The sequence below is a fragment of the Sphingomonas sp. UBA978 genome, assembly GCF_002292295.1.
GTDB lineage: Bacteria > Pseudomonadota > Alphaproteobacteria > Sphingomonadales > Sphingomonadaceae > Sphingomonas.
Map to the genome: position 1 here is coordinate 368,426 of NZ_DBBS01000021.1, position 16,019 is coordinate 384,444.

Here is a 16,019-nt window from a genome sequence, read left to right on the forward strand (position 1 = left end):
TGCCGGCCGGGACGTGCCGATCCTTACGCCGCCCGGTCGCCAAGACGGGGCTGCGCCCGGTCACGGAAGCCGCCGGCGCCGCCACGAAGGACGGCGCCGACGGTGCAGGGTCGGTTCAATAGTGGAAGCGCATCTCCACGCCGATGGTGCGCGGCTGAATCACGCCGAAACCGTAGGAGCGGATCAGGACGCCGTCATTGGCACGCGCCAACGTATAGTCGTTCGATACGCTGGCGACGGCATATTTGTCGAAGACGTTGTTGGCGAACAGCGACGCTTCCCACGCCTTCGTCTTGTAGGTGATCGAGGTGCGGCTGGTCGAATAGCCCGGGATCGCCTCGCCATAGCCGCGCAAACCGGTGGTCGAATAGGTGTTGCTGCGAGCCGCAGTGCTCCATGCCAGATCAAGGTCGGCATCGTTCGCCATCGGCACCGTATAGGTGGCGGTGATCGACCCTGCATGTTTCGAGGACCCGGGCAGCCGATCGCCGTCGAACGCGTCGCCGGCACCCGGAATGTTGAAGGCCTTGCTGATGCCGCCGATCAGGCCGGGTGCATCCTGGGTCAGTTTCGCATCGAGATAGGTGTAGTTGCCCGACAGGTTGAAACGGCCGAGGTTGAGCGACAGGCTCCCCTCCACGCCCCGGCTGCGGGCGCCACCGGCATTGGCGGTGATACCCACCGCACCGTTCGCCGTCTGGCTGCCCAGTTGCAGGTTCGTCCAGTCGATGTTGTAGACGTCTACGGTGCCCTGCAGCATGCGATGGAACAGGCTGAAGCGGACGCCGAGCTCGTAGTTCGTCGTCTTGTCGGGACCGTAGGACAGTTCGCTCGGCAGTGCGCAGACATTCTGGCCGGCGGGCAGGGGGATGATGCAGGGTGCGACGCGGTTGACGCCGCCGATGCGGTAACCGGTCGAATAGGTGCCGTAGAGCATCAGATCCGGGGAGAATGTGTAGCTGGCGTTCGCCTTGTAGACGAGGCCGTCGTCCTTGGTCGATCCGGTGCGAATCCGCGAGGGATCGAACTGGATCAGCGGATAGGGCGTGCGCCGCCGCCCGCCCGACAGCAGCGGCGTATCGGTCGCGCCCGAGATGTAGGATTTGTACTTGTAGTAGCGGATGCCGCCGGTGACCTGCAGCTTCGACGTGATCTGCCACGTCGCCTCGGCAAAGGCCGCATATTCCTTGGTATAGGTGTCGGTGAAGGAAATATATTCGAGCCCGTCCGGGCGGACGAGACCCTGATACAGCGTGCCATAGAGACTGCCGCGGCCGGTGGAGTTGGCCCGACCGAATTCGGGGAAGCCCGGAATGCGCTCCGCGCTGAAGGTGTAGCTTTTATAGTGGTTGTAGAAGCCGCCGAGATTCCAGTTGATCGCCCCGCCATGGGCGGAGGTCAGGCGCACTTCCTGGTTGAACTGCTTGGGTTTGCTGTCCGACGTCGTCGTGCCGGCAAAGGCAGGAAAGAGCTCGTAATCGTAATCGAGGTCGAGCAGCAGGTCGGCGATGTCGCCCTGGCTGTGAAGCTTTTGCCGGGAATAGGCCGTGGCCGATACCAGTTGTGCGATGTCGCCCAGATCCATCTCGATCTCGGCGGCGAAGAGGTCGAGCGTGCGGTGGGCCGGCTGTTCGACGCGCGCGCCATTTTCATATTTGCCGGTGCCGAGTACCCCGCGGCAGCCGGTGTAGACGCACCGTCCGTCCGGGAAGGGGACGCCCTTCGGATTGAGCGTATAGGTCGCCCCATATCCTCCGTTGGTCTGGGTGCCATGCGTCCTGGTATCCTGGCGGATATAGCTGAACGTCGGTCGCAGCCACCCGAAGTCGAAGCCCAGCTGCGCACGGACGGCGTAGGTCTGTTCGTCGTTCAGATCCTTGCCGCGGCGCAGGTTCGCCGCCACCGCGGCCGGATTGTTGAAATCGGGCTGCGGCAACGACACCCCGAGCTGCTGGACGAGAAACGGCGAATCGATGAAGCCGGGGTCGATGTAATTGCCGGCGGTGACGCGGAGAGCGACCTTGTCCCGGACGATCGGCAGGTTGATCGTCGCGTCGAACACGTTGCCGACGCCGTCCGAATGGGCGACGTCATAAACGCGGGTATGCGCCTCCAGCTCGAACTTGCCGAAGTTCGGGCGGTTGGGAATGTAGCGGATCGCGCCGGCCAGCGTGCCCAGTCCGTAGAGCGTACCCTGCGGCCCCAGCAGCGTTTCCACCCGGTTGATGTCGAGGAACTTGAAGTCGACATAGAGCGGAATGTCGCCGAGATAGACCCCCACCGCGGTGCTTCGGTTGGACCCGCCCGGCCCCCCCGACGTGATGCCGCGCATGACGATGCTGTTGGCGGTTCGCGGCCCGGTTTCTGGGACGGTCAGGCCGGGGGTGTACAGGCCGATATCGCCGATGTCGTCGAGCCGGTTCGCCTGCAGCGTCGCGCTGTCGATCGCGCTGATGTTGATCGGAACGTCCTGCAACGACACCGCGCGTCGCGATCCGGTGACGATGATCTCATTTCCCCCCTGCGCATCATCGGCCGGCGTTTCGGTCGCGGGTGGCTGTTGGGTCTGCGCCTGTACCGGTGTCGTCACGACCCCGGCCAGAAAGGTCGCCGACAGCAGCCGCAGTTTCGTTGACGTGCGCTTTATCATTGTCTTGCCCCCATTTTATTGCGCTTTCCGCTCGATCCGGCATCTCCCCGATGCCCTGAAGCCGGCCTTTGGCCCGTGCTCGATCAGCGTAGGCCATCAGGCTATTTGGCGAGGGGGCCACGCAATATGGGTCGTTTGACGTAGCATCCGGAAATGCCGTCCGGCGTGGTCGGCGCGTGTTCAGGGCCGCGGTTCACGGATTGCATGGGGGATGCGCGCCGGCGTAGCGGAGAAGTGACGGAGAAAATGCGTCGAACCGGTCGCGGCGGGCCGGTAATCGGGCCTCTACGTTAAACGACGTAAAGCCCGGATCGCAATCTTCGGATAGCAAAATGACGAAACTGGATTCAATCCTCTTGCGTCGAGATTGATATGAGCGGAACCGTTGCGGTCGAAAAGCCGTCCTATATGGTCAGTGCCCCGGTTACGGTGGGACTGGACAATCTTGTCAGGGTACAGGGTGGTCCGGCCAAGCAGCTATTCTTTACGCATTTCCAGCCTGCGTTCCTGATCCTGGTCGTCGCCTTTTATTATTATGCGCCGGCCGCCTGGATCAAACCATCGGTCACCCTGTGGATCGGCTATGGCGTCAAACTCTTGATGCTCGGCATGGAATGGGTCAGTCCGCGCTACAAGAGCTGGCAGCATACCTGGAAGGAACTGGCGTGCGACGTATTCTACGTCGCCATGGGCATGATGTTCGTCAGGGTCGTCTTCGGCCCGATCAACAGCGATGTCATCATCGCCTGGTTCCAGGACACGTTCGACATCAGCAAGTTCGCCTGGTTCATAGGGCTGCCGCTGCTGCTTCAGGCGTTCGCGATCTCGTTCATCGGCGACTATTTCCAATACTGGATGCACCGCGCGATGCACAATTGGTACCCCTTGTGGGTCGCGCATGCCCCGCATCACTACGTCACGCAGTTGAACGTGCAGAAGGGGAGCGTCGGCAATCCGGTCGAGATTTTCCTGATCGGCCTCGGCATCGGCGGGCTGTTCGACTTCCTGCCCCGCGCGGCGTTGCTGGCCGGCGCCTTCGGCCTCGCCGTCAGCGGCTACCAGCATTGCAATATCCGGTTCAATACGCCGAAATGGTGGTTCAGGATATTCAACACGACCGAGCACCACAGCCTGCATCACGCGCAGGATTACGACAGCACGCGCAGCAACTATTCCGGCACCTGGATCTTCATCGATCGCATCCACGGCACCTGCAGGGACGGCGAGGCGGAACTGCTGGGTCAGGAAGGCGGGCGTCGCATGTCGATCTGGGAAACGATGCACTATACCTTCTCCGAGCCCTACAAGCACCTCAAGCAGAAATGGGCTGCCCGCAGCGAGCGGGACGATCTGTTCGTCGCCCCGGCGGAATGAATGCCCGGGTCGCGGCCCATGCGGCGGGGCGCGTCGTCTGGCCCGGTCCATGCCTCGTCCGACCAATGCTGCCCGGCGATCCGGATCGTGATCGATCCCCGCGCCCCGGCCGCCTGCAAGGAATGACCCTGTGAAGATACGGTACATCGACTGGATCTGGCGGATGAGGGGCAGCGTGCCGCTGCATCCGTTTCAGTCGCCCGCCCAGACGTTCCAAGATCTCATGCCGCTGTTCGAGGAGAAGAACACGCACTACCGGATCGACGGCGACGCAATGTGCTTCACCAAGACGAAGCAATTGCCGCAGGACAAGATGTCGGTCTTCGATAGCGGGACGCTACGGGTTGCCGACGGGGCGCTGCATTACGACCTGATAAGCCGTGCCATGCTGGCCTGCTTCCTCGCGCCCCTCCTCTTCTATGCGATGGGCAGCGCCGGCGTCGCCTTCGACAAATGGCGCAACCCGCCGGAGGTGGTCAAGGCAAAGGCGGAGGCGGCTAAGAAGAGATCGAAGATCAAGGCCGAAAACGTTCCGATGAATCCCGTCGATACGTTCCTCGGCGCGCCGAAGCCCGAGAAGAAGAAGGACGGGGAAGAGGTCGGCAAACGAAACCGCAAGCCGTCGATGACCGTCGCTTATTCGATCATGGGCGTCTTCTTCATCCTGTGGATGGCGGGGCGGATACTCGAGCACAGGCTCATCCACGCCCGGTTTCGCAAGATGCTGGCGGGGGACGGCGCGCATGCCGCGGCGATGGGCCCCGTCTACCCGGCATGATGCTGCCATGGCCGCGGCGGGCGGACCGGCCGCGCGGGGGTGGCGCCAGGCGGACCGTGCTCACAGCTGACGCACCAGCCGGACCCCGGCGCGGGGCCGCCACGCGCTTCCCTCGTCCTTCGCTGCGCCGAGGCCGGCCTGCAACTGGATGCGCTGGCCGAGCCCCTGCTGGATCTGCGGCATCACCAGCGTCGCTCGCTCGCGTCCGATCCTGAGGTTGACCTCGACCCCGGCGGTGGTGGCGGGGGCGAGGTCGTAAAAGCTGGTGTGGTTGAACAGCAAGGCGCGGGTCTCGGCGCCCGCTGCACCGACGTCGCCGACGCCGATCATCGTCAGGGTGCTGGCGTCGCGGCCGAAGCGGTTGCCAACGACGTACAGCAGCGAACTCTGGAAACGGCGATGCTCGCGGTTCCACAGGCCGAGATATTGCACGCCATGGATACCGCGGCCGTGGTTGAGCAGGCCGAACGTGCCCTGCAGCCCGAGCTTGTAGTCGGTGACCCGGCGGCCTTCGAACGGCAGCTCCAGTTCGACCGCCATATTGTCGGCAAAGGCATATTCGATCTCGGGTGCCCATTCGACCGTCCGATGCGGACCGGACAGATTGCGCTGTGCGAGCGTGTTGACCTCGAGCTCGCCGCGCCGCGCACCGAGCGGGCGGACGAGGTCGAAAACCATCGGCTCGGCGATGGCGGGCGCCTCCTGTGCGGCGGCAGCGCCTGCGAGGGCGGCGGGGAGGGCGGCGAGCAGCAGCGGCCCGAAACGCAGCCGCGTCATCGCGCCGCGCCGCCCGCGAGCAGCTCCATATAGACGTCCCAGACCATGGCAGAGGCGCCGTCCCAGCTATAGGCGGCGCTTGCCTCGCGCGCGCGCCGGCCGATCGCGCGACGCCGATCGGGAAAGGTAACGAGGCGGGCGAGCGCCTCGGTGGCGGCATCGAGGTCGCCTGCGGAATAGAGGATGCCGCCGCCGCCCCGCAGCAACGCCGCGGCACTCGGGACGTCGGCGCCGACCGTCGGCAGCCCGCTCGCCATCGCCTCGAGCGTGACGTTGCCGAAGGCTTCGGTGATGCTGGGGTTGTAGAAGATGTCCGCGCTGGCGACGGCGCGACCGAGCGCGGTGCCGTCGAGGTGGCCGGTCAGCCGCGCATCCGGCAGTCGCTGCCGCAGCCATTCGCGTTCCGGCCCTTCGCCAACGACGAGCGGTTTGACGGCGATACCGGCGGCGGCCAGCCTGTCGATGACCGCGACATAGTCCGCCAGCCCCTTTTCCTTCACCAGCCGGCCGAAGAACAGGATCGCGCAGGCGTCTTCGGCGATATCGTTGACCCGTCGCCACGATGCTTCGCGGCGGGCGGGATCGAACTGCTGCCGGTCGACGCCGCGGCTCCAAAGGCGCACCGCCTCGCCGAAGCCGGCCGCGGCGAATTCGTCATGGATCGGCTGCGTCGGGACGAGCACGCGGTCGCTGCGGCGGTAGAAGCGCCGCAGGTGGCGTTCGATCGTCGGGCGGACGAGGCCGGCGCCGTAGAACTGGGCATAGGTTTCGAACCGGGTGTGCAGGCTCGCCACCAGCGGCCGGCGCAGCGACCGCGCGAGGCGCTGCGCGGCGAGGCCGGTCCAGTCGGGCGCCGAGACATGGAACAGGTCCGGCGCGAACGCCTCGACATCGGCGCGCAGCCGGGCGGGCAGGCCGAGGCCGAGCCGGTAGTCGCCGCGCCCCGGCAGACGGATCGACGGCACCGACACCAGCGTGCCGGTCGGTGCGAAGGCGGGATCGGGGGCGGTCGGCGAATAGACGCGGACGTGGGCGCCGCGCCGTTCGAGGTCGTCGACGAGGCGGTTGAGCGCGCGGTTCGCGCCGTCGCGGACATAATTGTAATTGCCGGAAAACAGCGCGATGCGCAGGGCGCGCTGCGGCGGCGCGGCCGGTATCGGGGCGAGCGGAACCGGACGCGCGCGGGTGGCGGCGATCGCCATGACAGGTATCTCCATCTCGAGAGCGAGGGATGGCCCGCCGCCGCAGCGGGGGCGGCGCGGGTGCTGGAGATCGGCTATATCCGCCGGCTTACGTGAACCTTACGCCGGGGCGATGACGACACGGGCAGGGAAGACACGGGCGGGGCAGCTGGAGTAGCCGGGGCGACCATGCGATTGTTGATGATCGAGGACAATGTCGAACTGGTGCGTATGCTGCGCCGCGTGTTCGAGGGGGCGGGGTTCGCGCTCGACCATGCCGGCACCGCGGATGACGGCCTGCTGATGCTCGAGGTCGGCCATTATGCCGCGGTCATTCTCGACATCGGCCTGCCCGATGGCGACGGGCGCGCGGTGGCGCGGACGATGCGGATGCGCGACGATCCGACGCCGGTCATCCTGCTGACCGCGCGCGGGAGCGTCGCCGATCGCATCGCCGGCCTCGATGCGGGCGGCGACGACTATCTGGTCAAGCCGTTCGCGCCCGAGGAACTGGTCGCGCGCGTCCAGGCGCTGCTCCGCCGCAGCGGGATGATCGCGCACCGCGCAGTCACCTGCGGCAATGTCGTCTTCGATCCGGCGTCGCGCGACGTCCGCATCGCCGGCGTCGTGACCGTGCTGTCGGCGCGCGAACGCAGCGTCTTCGAAGCGCTGATCCACCGGCACGAGCGCGTCGTCGCCAAGAGCCAGCTCGAGGCGCAATTGTTCGGCATGGGCGACGAACTGGGGTCGAATGCGGTGGAGGTTTACGTCCACCGGCTGCGTCGCCGTCTGGCCCAGGCGGGGGCGCGCGTGCAGATCGTGACCGTACGGGGGGTCGGTTACATGCTCGTCGCCTCGGCATGAGGATCGCCGCGCCCCGGTCGCTGCTGTCGCGCATCCTGTGGTGGCACGGGGTGGCGGTGGTCGTCACCGCGCTCGCCGTCTCGCTCGGCGTCTATCTGTTCCTCGATGCCACCGCGGATCATCTCGAACGGCAGACGCTGCGGTCGCAGGCGCTGGCGGTGCAGGGCGCGCTTCGCATCGATGGCGAGGGGCGTCCGGCCATTGCGCCGCTGCGTGATACGGTGGCGCCCGGTGCGGCGGCGGGCATGGGGTATATGGTGGTCGACCGCGCCGGTCGCGCGCTGCTGACCTCCTCGCCCGCGCCGCCGATCGCCGTCGAGCGCATCCCGCGCCGGCGCGATGCGGCCTATTTCAGCCGGCGTTCGCGGCGCAGCGTCTATGCCGGGCTGAGCGTGCCGATCGTCATGCAGGGACGGTCGCTATGGGTGGTCGCGACACAGAATCTCGACCATCCCGCCAATATCGTCGACGATATCGTGCGGCAGTTCCTGCTGTACGGCGTGCTGATCGTCCTGCCGTTGCTGCTGATCCTGCTCGGCATCGATGCGCTGATCGTGCGGCGCGCGCTGCGCCCCGTGCGCCGCGCCTCCGCGCTGGTCGGCACGATCGCGCCGACGCGGCTGGACGTGCGCCTGACCGATCCGGCGATCCCGATCGAGGTCCGTCCGCTTGCCGAGGCGATCAACGTCGCGCTCGACCGGCTGACCGACAGCCTGCGGATGCAGCGCGACTTCACCGCCGATGCCGCGCACGAACTGCGCACCCCGATCACCGTCGCGCGCATCCGCGCCGGCGAGGTCGCCGATCCGGCGCTGCGCGGCGCCCTCATCGACGACCTCGACGCGCTGGCGCGGACCGTCGGCCATCTGCTCGACATCGCCGAGCTGGATTCGTTCGACACGCTGCCGTTGGACGAGGTCGATCTGTCGGCACTGGCGCGCGCGGGCGTCGCGGCGATCGCGCCGCTGGTCTTCCGCACCGGCAAGTCGATCGCGCTGCACGACGACGGCCAGCGGTCCGTCGTGCGGGGGCAGCCGCAGTTCGTCGCCCGCGCGCTGGGGGCGCTGCTCGAAAATGCGGTGAAGCACACGCCGGCGGGGACGCGGATTGATGTCGGCGTCGGTGCGGCCAGCGTCTCGGTCGCCGACGACGGCCCCGGCATTCCGCCGGCGGAGCAGGATCAGGTCTTTCGCCGCTTCTGGCGCAGGGACCGCACCGCGACGGCCAACGCCGGGCTCGGCCTCGCGATCGTGCAGCGCGTCGCGGCGGTGCATGGCGGACGGGTGACGCTGGAATCGCAGCCGGGGCGGACGCGCTTTACGCTGCACTTTCCGGCATGACCGGGCCGCCGTGCGCCGGCGGCGGGGGGCGTTCGGCAAGGATGCCGCCGATCGACGGGTCGGAATGCGCCCTCATCAGAGTCGCGATCGCGGCGGACGGCGCGGTCGGGTGCAGGCGGACGCCCGACCGCGCCATCGTCGGTCAGCGCGCGGCCGCGGCGCCGTCCACCTGGCCTGCCTTCACCTGCGCGGTCGAGGCGGTCAGCGCGTCGCCGACCGGTTCGGCGCGGCCGCCGAGGCATTTGGCGAGGAAGTTCTCGGCGACGGCGTTGAACGCGATGTTGTTGACCGGGCGGGCGAAGCCGTGGCCCTCGTCCGGGAAGACGACATAGGTGACGGGGATGTTCTTCGCCTTCATCGCGGCGACGATCTGGTCGCTTTCGGCGACGTTGACGCGGGGATCGTTGGCGCCCTGGCCGATCAGCAGCGGCTTCGTGATCGCATCGGCATAGGTCAGCGGGCTGCGCTCCTTCAGCAGCGCCTGCCCCTCGGGCGTGCCGGGGTCGCCCATCCGGCGGTACATCTGCTGCTTGCCCGCCTCCCAATAGGGCGGGATCGTCTTGAGCAGCGTGAACAGGTTCGACGGGCCGACGATGTCGACGCCGCAGGCGAACACATCCGGCGTCATCGTCAGGCCGGCGAGCGTCGCATAGCCGCCGTAGCTGCCGCCCATGATCGCGACCTTGTCCTTGCTGGTTACGCCGCGCTTCACCGCCCAGTCGACCGCGTCGAGCAGGTCGTCGTGCATCTTGCGGCCCCATTGCCGGTCGCCGGCCTGGACGAACTTCTTCCCGAAGCCGGTCGAGCTGCGATAATTGACCGACAGCACCGCATAGCCGCGATTGGCGAGCCATTGGTGATAGCCGTTGAAGCCGTAGCCGTCGCGCGCCCAGGGGCCGCCATGGACAAAGAGCACCATCGGCACGGGGCCGGTCGCGTTCTTCGGCCGGGTCAGATAGCTGACCATCGACAGGCCGTCGCGGGTCGGGATGTCGATCGATTCCATCGCGACCAGCGGCGCGCCGACCAGCTCCGGCCGCGGCGTGTAGAGTTCGGTCAGCGCCTTCGCGCGGCGGTCGTAGAGCCAGGTGGAGGAGGGGGCGGTGACGGGATCGAAGGTCACCAGCCAGCGGTCGTCGGCATCGGTGCGGCTGCCGACGAAGAATTCGCCCTTGTTCTGCGCTTTCAGGAAGGCGAGGTCGGCCTTCACCGCGTCGCCGACGGGGACATATTCGTTGCGGTGGAAATAGACCGAATAGGCCTCGACCTTGCCGGTCCTGGGGTTGGTGAGGCCGCCGCCGACATCGGCGCGATCGTCGGCGCCGATCGTGGTGAATGTGCCCGTCGCCATGTCCTGGGCGAGCAGCGCGCGTGTGTCGCGGCCGCGTGCGTCGGTCCAGTAGAGCGTCTTGCCGTCCTGCGTGAAGCCGAGCGGCGCGGTCGAGGACGCATCCTCGTAATCGACGCTGGTGAAAGGCTTCGGCTCGACCTTGTTGTCGACGATGCGATAATAATCGACGCCGCTGTCGGGCCGCGTCTTTGCCGCGATGCGGAGCTTCAACTGATCGTCGGTGACGAAATCGGCATAGCCGTCGTTCTGGAAGACGGGGGTGAGCGTGCCGGTGGCGAGGTTGAGTTCCTGCACGTCGTGCCAGCGGGGATCGCGGTTGTTGACGCCGACGAGGATGCGATCCTTGATCGTGTCCGACGTGCCGACGATCTGGACCCGCGTCTTTTCGAACGGGGTCAGCGCCTTTTGCCGGCCGGTCGCGAGATCGACGCCGTAGAGCAGGAAGTTCTCGTCGCCGCCCTTGTCGTTGACGAACAGGATCTGGCGCGAATCGGGCGACCAGAAATAGGAACGGATCGGCCGCGTCTTCTCCGCCGTCAGCGGCCGTGCCTGACCGGGGGCGTCGACGGGCGCGACCCAGACGTTGAGCACGCCGTCGCGCGGCGCGATGAAGCCGAGCCACTTGCCGTCGGGCGAGAGCTGGCCCGCGGTGCGGGTCGGGTTGCCGAAGAGCTTGGCGCGCTCGATCAGCGCCACGCCCGATGTCGACGCCTGCGCGCCTGCGTCCGTCGTCATCAATACTGCTCCTGCCGCGGCTGCCAACCAGATCGTCTTGCGCATGTTCGGGCTCTCCCGGAAGTGGTGTGTTAGCAATACAGCACGCTTCGCGAGGATCGGCAAGCCGGCCGCTAGGGGCGATCCTGCGCCATGTCCATCATCACCACCGCCGCGGCGAGCGCGTGGGCGAACATGGCGTGCGCGGCCGGGTCCCGTGGCGCGGCGAGGCATGGCGGCAGCTGGCCGAGCGTCGCCGGATCGGCGAGCAGGCGGCACAGCAAGGCCTCGTCGCCATCGGGACCGAACGGACAGCCGCGACACAGGGGGCGGCCGAGACAGCATTCGCCCAGCGTCATGACGCTGTCGAGGACGGGCGCCAGCATGTCGTAGCCGAGCGGCGCGAGCAGCCGGTGCAACCGCTGCTGCGCCGGCTCGTGCCGATCGCGGGCGGTGCGCCAGCAGCGCGCGGCGCGCGCGATCACGGCGGCGGGGATCGTCACCCGAGCCTCGGCGGCATGCGCCGGACGGTCCGGGCCGGCGACCATGGCCGACGGAATCGGCGCCCGGGCGCGCGGGCGGTCAAAAGCGCCCCTCGAAACTGAGGCCGACGACCCGCGGATCGCTGATCGAGCCACGCCTGCGGCCGTCGAAATCGGTGTAGAAGCTGGTGGGCCGTTGCGTATCGAGGATGTTGCTGGCGATCACGAATGCGCCGAAATGCCGCCCCTGCCATCCGGCCTTCGCATTGACCAGCGTCAGCCCCCTGATGTCGCGCCGGATCTGGTCGACGTTGGTCTGGAACAATGCGCTGCGGAAATTCGCGTTCACATTGGCGATCAGGCCGTCGGTCCGGTGCCACGTCACGCCGGCCGAGGCGGTCCAGCGCGGCGACCCGCCGAATTCGTTGCCGGTGGCCGCGCCCGACGCCGTCCCGACCGGCACGATAAAGTCGAGGAACTCGGACCGGCTGTAACCACCGCCGACGTAGAGGTCGAGCGTCCGGGCGGGGCGGCCGCGCAGCTCCACCTCAAATCCGTAGAGCCGCGATTGTCCCGCGTTCACGACCTGCGAATCGAAGGTCGCACCGGGGGTCAGCTGGACCGCCACCTGCTGGTCCCGCCAGTCGATGTAATAGGCGTTGGCGTTGACGGTCAGCTTGCGCCCGAACCATTCGGAACGGAGCGCGAGTTCGTAGTTCCAGGTATATTCGGGGTCGTAGGTAAAGGCCTGCGCGCGCTGCTGGTTGATGCCCGCGCCGCCGGCACGATAGCCGCGTTGCACGGTCGCGCTGAGCGCCACGTCGCGCGCCACGTCCCATGTCGCCCCGAGCTTGGGCAGCCAGGCGTCATAGGTCACCGTGCGGACCGGTTCGACGCTGTTGGCGCCGGCCGCCGTGGCCGCGAGCAGCGCGTTGAGCCGGGCGACGACCGGCGCCAGCGCCGCGATCGGCACCGTCGCGGGATCGGGGAGCGCGCCGTTCAGGACCACCGTCTGCGTCGCCCCGCGCTGCTGGCGTTCGCTGTCGTAGCGCAGGCCGGCGCGCAGCCGCAGGCGATCGGTGATCGGGAAGGTGAGGTCGGTGAACCCGGCGAGATTGCGGGTCAGGCGCGGCTGCGACAGGCTGTTCCGGATCGACACGACGCCGCCATAGAGCGCGATCACGGCATCCACGGTCGGCTGCGCCAGCCCCAGCGCCAGCAACTGGCGATCGACGCCGAGGCGGGTGAGGTTCAGGCTCTGCGTCGCGTCGAAGCCGTAACCGCGATTGTCCTCGCGCAGGTAATAGCCGCCGACCAGCCCCTCGACCCAGCCGAGGTGGAACGCGAGCCGCAGCTCCTGTTGCAGCGTGCTGGCGGGATCGCGGGTGCGGCTGATCTGCCCGGGTTCGGGATTGCGATCCGGATCGGACAGATAGTCGGCCTGGACCTTCGAATAATTGGTGACCGAGGTCAGCGTGCCATGGTTCCCCAGATCGTAGCTGGCCTCCAGCGTGCCGATATCGCTGACGATCCGGCTGACGGAGGCGATATCCTCGGTGACGGTCCGGTCGTTGCGGTCGTAGGGCGCGTCGAATTCGTTCGCGAACGCGCCGCGTGTGTGCCGGTCGTGCAAATAGGTCGCCACCACGCGCAGGGCGGGGAGGGCGGTGGGCGTCAGCAGCAGCTTGCCGCGGATCGTCTCCGACGCGCGGGGATCGGCGTCGCGGTGCAGCGTGCGGTTGTAGAGCAGGCCGTCGGCGCGCGCGACCTCGCCCACTAGGCGGAAGGCGACCTGTCCGTCGACGATCGGGCCGCCGATCGCGCCGGCGGCGCGGCGCTGTCCGTCGGCATCGGTCATCATCAGCCGGGCGCGTCCGTTCCAGTCGAAACCGGGATCGGTGGTGCGCACGATGACCGCTCCGGCCAGCGCGTTGCGACCCTGCACCGTCGATTGCGGGCCGCGAAACACCTCGACCTGAGCGATGTCGTAGAGGTCGAGCGGCCCGTTGTTCAGCGCCGCGCGGGGCAGCACCGCGCCGTCGACATAGACGCTGGCGAGCGCCCCGTCGCCGGCCCCCGAGACGTTGAACGCATCGATCCCGCGGATCGTGAAGCTGTTGCGGTTGGCGCCGATCGCGACGTTCGGCGTGCGTTCGAGCACGTCGTAGACGTCGATCAGATTCTGTTCGACGATCGTCTCGCCGGTCGTGACAGCGACGCTGGCAGGCGTGTCCTGCAGCGTCCGATTGGCCTTTTCGCCCATGACGACGATGTCGTTGCTCGCGTCCTCCGCGGGCGGGGGCGCCGCCACCTGCGCCACCTGCGCCTCCTGCGCCGCCAGCGGCGCGGCGGACGAGCAGAGCAGCACGGCGATCGCCGATCGAACCAGAAACATCTTGACCCCCCAATGTCGTTACGGCAGCGAGCTAGTCATGATGCACATGCGAGTCAATCGCATTAGCGAAGGGGTTGAAATGCTGGCGATATTGGGGGCGGGCGGAGTCGGAACGACGGTCGGGGCGATCGTCGCCTTGTGGCGCGGGTCGGCGAGACCCGCCCGGGGACGGGTCTTTCGCGGGTTGGCGGCGATGCTCGCGATGGCTTCCGCCGCCTGCTGGATCGCGGCGGCCGGTGCCGAAATCGGCATTCCGCTGCTGCTCGAAACATGGGCGCTCGCCGGCTTCGCCTTCATCCTGACCCGGCTGGAGCGGCGACCGGACCGGGCGGCGCGCGATCGCGTGCAGGCCGGTCCGGTCGCCCGCGGCAAGGTGTCGCACGGGATCGCCCGGGTCGCGATCGCCGGGCCGCTCGGGTTCGCCGCCGCGATCGGGATCGCCGCCGCGATCGCGACCCGCGCGCCGCTCGCCGAACAGACCCGGCTGATCGGCGCGGGATTGCTGGTGCCGAGCCTGTGGGCGGTCTTCGTCGGCTGGACGCTGATGGCGCGGCGCCTGCCGATGCCGGCGGCGGGTATGGCGGTGCTGGCCGGGACCGGTTTCGGCCTTGCGCTGTTGGGGCAGGGATAGGCCGATGCGCGCCCCTTCCAACGACTTCACCCGCCGGATGCTAGGCGGCCATGGCTGGCTCGGCCTGACCTTCGGCGCGATCCTGTACGCGATCTGCCTGTCCGGCACGCTCATCGTGCTCGTCGACCAGCTCGGGCGGTGGGAGCGCCCGCATGCGCCGGTCGTGCGGGGCATGGCGACGCCCCGGCTGGCAACGACGATCGACCGCGCGTTCGCCCGGGCACGCGCCGAACATCTCGACCACGACCTGATCGTGCGGATGCCGAGCGAGGGATATCCGCGGATGAGCGTCTTCGCGATCGGGGAGGGGCCCAGCGCCGAATGGTCGGTAGATGCGGCGGGGCGGATCGGCGATCCGGTCGCCACGCCGTTCGTCGCCTTCGTCCAGCTGCTCCATTTCAACCTGACCGTACCGGGGGCGATCGGCCGCTATCTGGTCGGGATCTTCGGGACGATGCTGCTCGCCAGCCTCGGCACCGGCATCCTCGCGCACCGGCGCATCTTCAAGGACGCCTTCCGGCTGCGATGGGGCGGATCGCGGCGGCGGAGCAATGCCGACCTGCACAATCGCATCGGTGTCTGGGCGCTGCCCTTTCATCTCGTCGTGTCGCTGACCGGATCGCTGCTCGGCCTGTCGGGCCTCATCATCATGATCGTCGCGCTGATCGCCTATCGCGGCGATCAGGATAAGGCGATCGCCTCGCTGCTCGGACCGCAGCCGACCAGGGACGCCCGGCCAGCGCCGCTGCCCGACGTGGCCGCGATGATCGCGCGGGTGCAGCGCGACATCCCCGGCGCAGGCGTCACGCAGATCTTCTTCCACGAGGCCGGCCGGGCGGGGCAGATCGCACAGGTGGCGGTGGCGGCGCCCGCGCATCTCGCCCGCAACGAGACGTTCACCTTCGCGGGCGACGGCCGGCTGCTTGCCAAGGCCGGATACACCGACGGGTCGGTCGGCATGCGCGTCTACGGCATGATTACGCCGCTGCATTACGGCACCTATGGCGGGCTGCCGCTCAAGCTCATCTATGTCGTGCTGGGGGCCGGGCTGACCCTGATCGTCGCGACCGGGGGTACCATCTGGCTGGCGCGGCGGCGCGAACAGGGGCGTGCCGCGCCGCGGCTGGAGCGGGCCTGGCCCGCGGTGCTGTGGGGGCAGCCGATCGGTATCCTGCTCGCCGCGCTGGCCGGCTTCGTCGCGCTGCCCGCGCTGCCGGTCTATTGGAGCGCGACGGTCGCCCTGCTGCTCGGCGCGCAGGGGCTGCGGTCGCCGGAAATGGTTGGGGCGATCGGGCGCGGTACCGCGGCGCTGTTGGCGCTGGCGATCGGGGCGATCCATCTCGCGACGACCCGACCGGGCGATCCGGTCGCCCTGGCGATCGACGCGGTTCTGATCGCGGCGGGATCGGCCTTGCTGTGGCGGCAGCTGGCGCCGGCCGGATAGGGATCGGCGCGCGGACCAGCACGGCGCCTGCAGCGTCT

12 protein-coding genes are annotated in these 16,019 nt (G+C 68.0%); 6 read left to right on the top strand and 6 right to left on the bottom strand.

Annotated elements, in window-relative coordinates:
• Positions 1-115: 115 nt before the first annotated feature.
• Entirely contained in the window at positions 116-2,650 is a 2,535-nt protein-coding gene (locus B2515_RS16780; protein WP_293878292.1) for a TonB-dependent receptor, read from the bottom strand.
• Between the two features lie 372 nt (positions 2,651-3,022).
• On the opposite strand from B2515_RS16780, the gene B2515_RS16785 reads away from it, so the two are divergent.
• Positions 3,023-4,024, top strand: a complete 1,002-nt coding sequence (locus tag B2515_RS16785; protein ID WP_293878294.1) for a sterol desaturase family protein — start codon at positions 3,023-3,025, stop codon at positions 4,022-4,024.
• Positions 4,025-4,187: 163 nt separating this feature from the next.
• Positions 4,188-4,802 (top strand): hypothetical protein, encoded by a 615-nt coding sequence (locus B2515_RS16790; RefSeq protein WP_293878296.1) that lies wholly within the window; start codon positions 4,188-4,190, stop codon positions 4,800-4,802.
• A gap of 60 nt (positions 4,803-4,862) precedes the next feature.
• Here the strand turns inward: B2515_RS16790 and B2515_RS16795 are convergent, their stop codons facing one another.
• The gene (locus B2515_RS16795; RefSeq protein ID WP_293878298.1) at positions 4,863-5,579 is read right to left on the bottom strand and encodes a hypothetical protein; all 717 of its coding nucleotides are present in this window, start codon (positions 5,577-5,579) and stop codon (positions 4,863-4,865) included.
• Positions 5,576-6,781, bottom strand: a complete 1,206-nt coding sequence (locus B2515_RS16800) for a glycosyltransferase family 4 protein (protein WP_293878300.1) — start codon at positions 6,779-6,781, stop codon at positions 5,576-5,578. Before B2515_RS16800 ends, B2515_RS16795 begins: the two co-directional genes overlap by 4 nt.
• A gap of 168 nt (positions 6,782-6,949) precedes the next feature.
• On the opposite strand from B2515_RS16800, the gene B2515_RS16805 reads away from it, so the two are divergent.
• Together B2515_RS16805 and B2515_RS16810 are read left to right on the top strand one after the other, a co-directional pair.
• Positions 6,950-7,624 (top strand): response regulator transcription factor, encoded by a 675-nt coding sequence (locus B2515_RS16805; RefSeq protein WP_293878302.1) that lies wholly within the window; start codon positions 6,950-6,952, stop codon positions 7,622-7,624.
• The gene (locus B2515_RS16810; RefSeq protein WP_293878304.1) at positions 7,621-8,964 is read left to right on the top strand and encodes an ATP-binding protein; all 1,344 of its coding nucleotides are present in this window, start codon (positions 7,621-7,623) and stop codon (positions 8,962-8,964) included. The genes B2515_RS16805 and B2515_RS16810 overlap by 4 nt, the downstream gene beginning before the upstream one ends.
• Positions 8,965-9,106: 142 nt before the next feature.
• Here B2515_RS16810 and B2515_RS16815 read toward each other — a convergent pair whose 3' ends face one another.
• The 3 genes from B2515_RS16815 to B2515_RS16825 all read right to left on the bottom strand — a co-directional run bounded on the left by B2515_RS16815 (position 9,107) and on the right by B2515_RS16825 (position 13,906).
• Positions 9,107-11,050, bottom strand: a complete 1,944-nt coding sequence (locus tag B2515_RS16815) for a S9 family peptidase (RefSeq protein ID WP_293878306.1) — start codon at positions 11,048-11,050, stop codon at positions 9,107-9,109.
• 113 nt (positions 11,051-11,163) lie between these two features.
• Positions 11,164-11,577 carry a hypothetical protein gene (locus B2515_RS16820; protein ID WP_293878307.1) on the bottom strand — a complete coding sequence of 138 codons (414 nt, stop codon included), beginning with the start codon at positions 11,575-11,577 and terminating at the stop codon, positions 11,164-11,166.
• 34 nt (positions 11,578-11,611) lie between these two features.
• Positions 11,612-13,906, bottom strand: a complete 2,295-nt coding sequence (locus tag B2515_RS16825; RefSeq protein WP_293878308.1) for a TonB-dependent receptor — start codon at positions 13,904-13,906, stop codon at positions 11,612-11,614.
• Positions 13,907-14,099: 193 nt separating this feature from the next.
• Between B2515_RS16825 and B2515_RS16830 the strand changes: the two genes are divergently transcribed.
• Both B2515_RS16830 and B2515_RS16835 read left to right on the top strand, forming a co-directional pair.
• On the top strand, positions 14,100-14,537 hold the full coding sequence (locus tag B2515_RS16830) for a hypothetical protein (protein WP_293878310.1): 438 nt from the start codon (positions 14,100-14,102) through the stop codon (positions 14,535-14,537).
• A gap of 4 nt (positions 14,538-14,541) precedes the next feature.
• The gene (locus B2515_RS16835; RefSeq protein WP_293878312.1) at positions 14,542-15,981 is read left to right on the top strand and encodes a PepSY-associated TM helix domain-containing protein; all 1,440 of its coding nucleotides are present in this window, start codon (positions 14,542-14,544) and stop codon (positions 15,979-15,981) included.
• The last annotated feature ends 38 nt before the right edge of the window (positions 15,982-16,019 follow it).